At 43.3% G+C, this 6,152-nt stretch carries 6 protein-coding genes; 1 reads left to right on the top strand and 5 read right to left on the bottom strand.

From position 1 onward, the window contains the following. Positions 1-27 precede the first annotated feature (27 nt). The 3 genes from ACT3SX_RS13390 to nhaA all read right to left on the bottom strand — a co-directional run bounded on the left by ACT3SX_RS13390 (position 28) and on the right by nhaA (position 3,335). Complete coding sequence (locus tag ACT3SX_RS13390) at positions 28-1,368, bottom strand: oxygenase MpaB family protein (RefSeq protein WP_192520656.1); 1,341 nt, start codon at positions 1,366-1,368, stop codon at positions 28-30. Beyond that, the gene (locus tag ACT3SX_RS13385; protein WP_192520657.1) at positions 1,355-1,948 is read right to left on the bottom strand and encodes a DUF2799 domain-containing protein; all 594 of its coding nucleotides are present in this window, start codon (positions 1,946-1,948) and stop codon (positions 1,355-1,357) included. Before ACT3SX_RS13385 ends, ACT3SX_RS13390 begins: the two co-directional genes overlap by 14 nt. A gap of 181 nt (positions 1,949-2,129) precedes the next feature. Further along, positions 2,130-3,335 (bottom strand): Na+/H+ antiporter NhaA, encoded by a 1,206-nt coding sequence (nhaA, locus tag ACT3SX_RS13380; protein WP_192520658.1) that lies wholly within the window; start codon positions 3,333-3,335, stop codon positions 2,130-2,132. A gap of 396 nt (positions 3,336-3,731) precedes the next feature. On the opposite strand from nhaA, the gene ACT3SX_RS13375 reads away from it, so the two are divergent. Beyond that, complete coding sequence (locus ACT3SX_RS13375) at positions 3,732-4,487, top strand: TSUP family transporter (protein ID WP_192520659.1); 756 nt, start codon at positions 3,732-3,734, stop codon at positions 4,485-4,487. A 130-nt stretch (positions 4,488-4,617) separates the two neighbouring features. On the opposite strand, the gene ACT3SX_RS13370 is transcribed toward ACT3SX_RS13375, so the two are convergent. Both ACT3SX_RS13370 and ACT3SX_RS13365 read right to left on the bottom strand, forming a co-directional pair. Beyond that, positions 4,618-5,994 (bottom strand): dicarboxylate/amino acid:cation symporter, encoded by a 1,377-nt coding sequence (locus ACT3SX_RS13370; protein ID WP_192519716.1) that lies wholly within the window; start codon positions 5,992-5,994, stop codon positions 4,618-4,620. Beyond that, positions 5,973-6,152 (bottom strand): hypothetical protein (locus ACT3SX_RS13365; protein ID WP_444753320.1); only part of this gene is annotated, 180 nt, incomplete at its 5' end. The genes ACT3SX_RS13365 and ACT3SX_RS13370, both read right to left, overlap by 22 nt.

Genomic DNA, 6,152 nt, shown 5'->3' with positions numbered 1-6,152 from the left:
TTTTAATACAAGCGATAAGCGCTTGAGTTATTTATAGTAATCATCGTTTTTCTTTAGCCACCAGTTCATGTTGTCCTGACGCTTAGATCGGAACGCTTCTAGTTTTTCTGCAACGGTTTGATTGTGCTGCCGCGCGGTATCGAGCGCAAACAGAATGGGTACTGAAGACAGCACACCAAAACGTATTTTTGATTTTGGTAAGTTTAGTCCATCACCGATATCATCGCCGACTAATGTCCGTGTCACACTGGCATTGACCATCTCAACGAATCGCCCGCGTCGATTGTCCTCCCCCATAATCTGGCGCGGTAAGTCGTGCAGGGCTTTTGCCAATGGTTGTCCCATTTTAAAATCAAGCTGCTGAATAGATAGGTAGGTATAGAGCCACTCCCAGCAGGCGGCCTCATCTTTTGGTAAGCGATCTAAGTCAACGCCCATCCAGTAGCTGGCGAGATTCCATAGATGCAAGATCCCTTCCGCTTCTTCGGTGCTGATGCGCGCACCCAGCAGTCGTAGTCCACGCATGATCAACAATGAAAACTGTAAATGGGTGGCAATCATATCGGTTTGATTAATCGGGATGCCCCAGTAATCGGTGTTCCAACTGCCATCAGGGTTACGGTGTTGCTCAATATCTGAGATGACGTCTTTGGCAGCATTGCCTTTACCTTTGAGCAAGTTTTGTCGTACCAAAGTGTGAATTTGACGCACCTTGATTGATTGTCGCCAGCCTTCAGAGCCAATCGCCAATACTTCAGCAGTAGATTTTTGGCCATTATGTACGCTCGCTTGAGGATGTTCAGAAACAGCCAGTATATAAGCGTAAGTACGCATTAATCGTGGTAGGGCATCATGCATCAATGCGCCAGTTTGAATGAGCGGTAAAGAGAGCGCAGGAATGCTATAGCCTGCCATCAATGCGACATTGCGCAATAACCAAATCAACATCAGTGGATAGCGGCGATAGGCGACCGCACCAATTTGTGCCAGCTTTGGATCGAACCAATCTGGCTGGCTACTCAGTTGCTCTGTTAAGGTGGTAAATGATGGGTTCTGTATGAGGTCGTTATCTACTTTTTCGTCGATGATGAGCTGCTGCAAGGGCTTTGCAAAACGGATGCCTTCAGTGGCTAATGCGTCCGCTAATGGATCGCCAATATCATAGCCTGAGACGATCTCATTTAATAAATCTTGTGAGAGGACAAAGTTTTTGGGTAACAGATAGCGCTTGACCCGCTTTAGGACTTGTAAGTCGCTGTGATCATCAATCGCAGTAGTACGCCCATGACGTAGGTAAGAGGCTGATGACGGTTTATGCTTTAGACGGCTATTAATAATATCTGCCCTATGTGTGTCAGTTGAATCCATAGCTATTCATCTGCTCTAATAAGTCGAGTTGCGTTTGTGCTGTATTGATACGATGTCTGGTTTGGCGTAGCTCGTTGGCGAGTGATAATAGACGTCTGCGTGCTTCTTTTTCATTGTCAAATTCCAACATCTCACCACTTTTAAGCCTGTCAAATTCTTCTCGATACTCTTTTAATAGTCGCTGATCACTTTCTAGCTGTTGCTCTAAATGGTATTGGTCAAGACCTTGCTGATTGGCTTGTTGCAGAGTGCTTGTTATCGCAGCTGGACAGACATTATTTAACTTACGCCCACGTCTGCCAAGGTTATAAGCGTTATCGGTCATACAGTATTGCTTGAGGCCTAATTGGCGACCGCGTTCCCATGCTTGGTAGTTAGGAGTGACGCTGGCTTTGGCACAAGCTTTGGCATGTGACGCTAAGCGGTCTGATTGATAACCTGATATGCCGTCGTTATAACCAATGGCTTGCCAGTCACCGATGAGGCACTCTTGCTTTGACAGCGTGGCACAGCTGGATAATAGAAAGATGCTACCAAAGATAGATAGGCTCAGAGAAAGCCGCCGTACAAGCTGTTGCATGGTAATCTCCTATAACTACTGACGCTAATCGAAACATCCTCACATTAAAAATATGCTTGTCAGTATGCTGTTTACGGTAAAAACGTCTTCCGCTTATATTAGCGGAAGCATTTTTAATGATGACGCGTCCTAGGTTAGATTTTTAGATCAGAGCTTTAGATCAAAGCTTTAGGTCACCGTTTTATGATTGCGGACGAGTCAAATCAACTGAGGTGCCACTCACATTGTCTTTTAGGGTGACTTTAAGCATGATATAACCTGCGATGCCAGAGACGATTGAACCCATGATAATACCGAGGCGCTCATCAAATAAGGTGGTTTCGCCAGCAAATGCTAAGCCGCCGATAAACAAGCTCATAGTAAAGCCCACACCACATAATAGTGCCGCGCCGTAAACTTGCTTATAGTTCATACCTCTAGGCATGGTTGATATACCGAGCTTAAAGATTAACCAGCACATTATCATGACACCAACCTGCTTACCGATGAATAGGCCAGCAGCGATACCAAGGGGGACTGAGTGGAATAATTCAGCGACGCCTGCACCTTGAAGCGAGATGCCAGAGTTGGCAAATGCAAAGATTGGTAAAATCCCGAAAGCCACCGTATTGTGTAGGTCATGCTCTAGCTCTTCAAGTGGAGAGTGCTCAGGATCCGTACGGTCAAACATCGGAATAAACAGTGCTAAGACCACACCAGCTAAAGTGGCATGAATACCAGACTTGAGCACGGCAACCCACATAATCACACCAATGAGCAGATAAGGCGTGATACTAGTGACGTTGCGGCGATTGAGCATATACAAGAATGGCAGACACAAACCAGCTAACGCTAATGATTCTAATGACAGCTCACTGGTATAAAATAGCGCAATGATTAAAATCGCACCAATATCATCAAATATGGCAATGGATACTAAGAAGACCTTTAGAGAGTTGGGTACGCGACTACCAAGTAGACTCAATATCCCGAGAGCAAAAGCAATATCGGTTGCCGCAGGAATGGCCCAACCTTTCCAAAATTCTGGTTCATGGTAGTTAAAGAGCAGATAGACAATCGCTGGTGCAATCATGCCGCCCAGTGCTGCACCGGCGGGTAAGATGATTTGTTTGACGTTGGATAGCTCACCGATTAAGACTTCGCGCTTGAGCTCAAGACCAACTAAGAAAAAGAAAACCGCCATCAGACCATCATTGATCCAGTGGTGGGCGTCTTTAGCGATGGCAAAATCACCAATTTGGATAGCAACAGGTGCGTGGATAAAGCCTTCGTACCACACGTGAAGAGGGGAGTTAGCAATAATCATTGCAGCAACAGCAGCCAAGGCTAAAACGATACCGCCTGCTGCCTCAAATTCAAAAAATGCTTTAATCCTTCGTATTGCCATATCATCCTCATCTACTAAAAACTAATTACAAAATAGTTCAATAACTTCAAGCGTCTATACTACTGCCTTTTATCAGGTGGTAGATAGACAAGAACAGTCTCTCATACTCTTATTAATATACACAACAAAATACGTCTTAAAGTCGTTTGTTACATTCTTGAACCAGACGACTCTTATATTAAGTATTTATGAAGTGGTTAGACAAATTTAACAGACTTTGTCATGTTTTTGGTTTTTTTTGCCCCTTTATCTTTATAATGAGCGATATTAGCAAAACCAATAGTTATCCTAAATGCTACTTCAGCAGCAACTTTAATAATAGTATTTTAAATTCAATTTCCAAAGCCAAGTTTTAAGGCTTTTTCTTTTTTATCATAAATTTTGTAGGTCAGTGTCATGGATTTATCGCTCTCGTTAGAGGTTATTTTAATGCTTACTGCGGTGGCAGCATTGGCAGGATTCATCGATGCCATTGCAGGCGGTGGTGGTTTATTGACTATACCAGCGATGCTACTAGCGAATATCCCACCAGTATTGACACTTGGTACTAATAAATTGCAAGCTGCATCCGGTGCGTTGGCGGCTTCTATCACCATGATCAAAAAAGGCGTGGTGAAACCAAAACGTATAAAAGTGGCTATTATTGCCGCGTTTCTTGGCTCTGTTGTTGGGACAATTGCTGTACAGCTATCGCCGCCAGATATACTAGAAAAGTTGATTCCATTTTTAATTGCCGCCATTGGTATTTACACCTTGTTTGCACCTAGGCTTGGCGAGGTAGAAGCAGCACCGCGCATTAGCGAGAGTAAGTGGCAAAAAATCGTCGCACCGATGATCGGTTTCTATGATGGTTATATTGGTCCAGGTACGGGTATGTTTTTTGCGCTTGGTAACGTGGCACTACGCGGTCGTCAAATCATTGAGGCGACAGGTGCTGCCAAAGTATTGAACTTATCGACCAATATTGGCTCGTTAATATTTTTTATATTAGGTGGCAATGTGTTGTGGAAAGTAGGCTTGGCTATGATGGTCGGGCAGACGATAGGTGCATACTTTGGCTCACATATGGTGGTTAAAGGCGGTAGCAAACTTATTCGACCAGTGATTGTGTTGGTGTGTTTGGCAATGATTACTAAATATGTTTTTGGTTAGTTGGGGCGTATTGGTTACACTTGCCTTCCTTAAGATCTTCATCTTATGAGTGGTGTAAGCGTCAAAAAAAACCTCAGCCAATATGACTGAGGTTTTTTACTTTTAGGTTATTTATTGTGTAGCTATGATATTAACTTCGGCGATCGACATCGTCATACTCACTACCCATTATGCCATCATTCATAACTTCAGAGAATGCGCGTTCATTGTATTCATCAATATGACCATCAAACATTTCTTTTGTACCAGCGTCAGCGTCATTGTAGATAGCCAAGTCCATTTTGCCCTCGGACTTTGCCACGATAGTGGTTACTGCGGCATCACCGCCAACGTTAACAGCAGTACGCAACATATCCAGCAGGCGATCAACACCTAAGATCAAGCCAATACCTTCGATTGGTAAGCCAACTTGTGCAAATACCATAGACAGCATAATTAGACCAACACCAGGTACACCAGCAGTACCGACAGAGGCTAGTACTGACATTAAGATAACGGTCAGATACTCAGTAATACCTAAATCAATCCCATACAAGTTAGCGATAAAGATGGTCGCTGTACCCTGCATAATGGCAGTACCATCCATATTGATGGTGGCACCAAAAGGAACCGTAAACGATGCTACAGAGTTATTCACACCCATACGCTTGGTAACAGTACGCAACGTTACCGGAATGGTCGCATTTGAGCTTGAGGTACTAAATGCAAAGATTTGCACTTCACGCATTTTTGCCAAAAACGTTTTGATTGATAGTCCTGAAAACACCTTTAAGACGATCATCATGGTGACAAAGAAGTGGAAGGCCAATGAGCCAATCAATACAGCGACATAACCAAATAGAGACACGATCAAGTCCAAACCAAGATCAGCCATGGCTTTGGTTAACAGCGCAAACACACCATAAGGTGCTAGGTTCATAATGATGGTTACCATTTTTAAGATAACTTCATTAATCAGCTCTAAACTTTGGACTAAACCTTTAGCAGGCTTACCCACCATCAAAATACTAATACCAATCAAAATCGCAAAGAAAATAATCGATAGCATGTCACCATTGGCCATGGCGCTAATGGGGTTGGATGGAACGATATTTGAGAAAACATCAATGAGAGGTGGCGCTTCCTTTGCTTCAAAGCTGGCCTCAGATGCTAAGTCCATGCCTTTACCAATACCAAATAACGAGCCAAGCCCAATTGCGGTGGCAATCGCTAAAGCAGTTGTTAGCATATACATGAAAAATGTTTTTGTACCGATGCGACCAAGTAGTCGAATATCACCAATACCGCAGACACCACAAATCAATGAGATAAGTACTAAAGGTACAACCAACATTTTGAGTGAGTTGACAAAAAGTTTACCGATAATACCGAATAAGCCATTGACCAAATAGTCATTGACGAACCCACCTTCTGCGTTTAGTCCTGTGTAGTTAAAAAATAATCCTAGGGCGATACCTAAGACCATAGCAATTAGAATCTTGCCTGTCAGTCCCAAATTCTTCCACATAATTTATATCCTTTGTGTACGTAACTTTCAGTAGTGAACATGGTGCTCACGTCAATGTGATGATGACCGTTGCTATCAAAACCGCTTTGGCTACGTGTATCAAGTGCTTTGGCTTTTCGACTTGTTGTCAACTTTTTCGGAGGACAATATAAAAGAAT

The organism is Psychrobacter sp. AOP31-B2-9 (assembly GCF_052378005.1).
Classification (GTDB): domain Bacteria; phylum Pseudomonadota; class Gammaproteobacteria; order Pseudomonadales; family Moraxellaceae; genus Psychrobacter.
The sequence above is the reverse complement of the archived record's forward strand: the minus strand, read 5'-3'. Positions and strand labels throughout refer to the sequence as shown.

Coding starts and splice junctions, on each gene's coding strand:
- ACT3SX_RS13385 (WP_192520657.1), bottom strand. CDS start 1,948: ATGCAACAGCTTGTACGGCGGCTTTCTCTGAGCCTATCTATCTTTGGT.
- ACT3SX_RS13390 (WP_192520656.1), bottom strand. CDS start 1,368: ATGGATTCAACTGACACACATAGGGCAGATATTATTAATAGCCGTCTA.
- nhaA (WP_192520658.1), bottom strand. CDS start 3,335: ATGGCAATACGAAGGATTAAAGCATTTTTTGAATTTGAGGCAGCAGGC.
- ACT3SX_RS13370 (WP_192519716.1), bottom strand. CDS start 5,994: ATGTGGAAGAATTTGGGACTGACAGGCAAGATTCTAATTGCTATGGTC.
- ACT3SX_RS13375 (WP_192520659.1), top strand. CDS start 3,732: ATGGATTTATCGCTCTCGTTAGAGGTTATTTTAATGCTTACTGCGGTG.